We start from the raw sequence: 804 nt of genomic DNA, 5'->3' as shown, positions 1-804 counted from the left end.
GACCGGATTCCGACGCCAACCGATCAGCCTCAGCCAACTGATAGAACGCCGACGGCGTCTGATTGAGCACCGTCACCCGCTCAGCAGCAAGCAACTCCAAGAACTGCTCCGGCGACCGCGACGTCACATAATCCACAACCACCAACGTGCCGCCGTACAACAGCGGACCCCACAACTCCCACACCGAGAAGTCGAACGCATAACTGTGGAACATCGTCCACACATCGGATTCGTCGAACCCGTACACACCCTCGGTATTCGCGAACAACTTCGCCACCGTCGTGTGCGGAACCTGCACACCCTTCGGGCGACCCGTCGAACCCGACGTGTAAATCACATACGCAACATTCGACGACCGCAACGGCGCAACACGATCCGCATCCGTCACCACCGAACCATCGAACTCCGACACATCCACCGCGTCGACATCAACCACCGGCAAACCAACAGGCAACACCAACTCACGCCCGGACCACGAAATCGCAGCCACCGGAGCAGCATCGGCCAACATGAACTCGACACGATCAGCCGGATACGACGGATCCACCGGCAAATACCCCGCACCGGACTTCACCACCGCCAACAACGCCACCACAAGATCCGCCGACCGCGGCAACGCCACCGCCACCAACGACTCCGGACCACAACCCTGAGCAATCAACCTGCGCGCCAAACGATTAGCCCGCACCGACAACTCACCATACGACAACGACTCGCCACCGAACCGCACCGCAACCCGATCACCAAACCGCGCAGCAGCATCATCGAACCACGCCGACAACGTCGAATCCACACCACGATCGA

At 60.3% G+C, this 804-nt stretch carries 1 protein-coding gene; it reads right to left on the bottom strand.

Features of this window, described 5'->3' with window-relative positions:
- The coding region (locus tag G8767_RS35240; RefSeq protein ID WP_166814286.1) for an AMP-binding protein at positions 1–804 on the bottom strand (804 nt) is incomplete at both ends.

This window comes from Rhodococcus sp. IC4_135 (assembly GCF_011602025.1).
GTDB lineage: Bacteria > Actinomycetota > Actinomycetes > Mycobacteriales > Mycobacteriaceae > Rhodococcus_F > Rhodococcus_F baikonurensis.
Note: the sequence above shows the minus strand (reverse complement) of the source record. Positions and strands in the feature narration are given on the sequence as shown.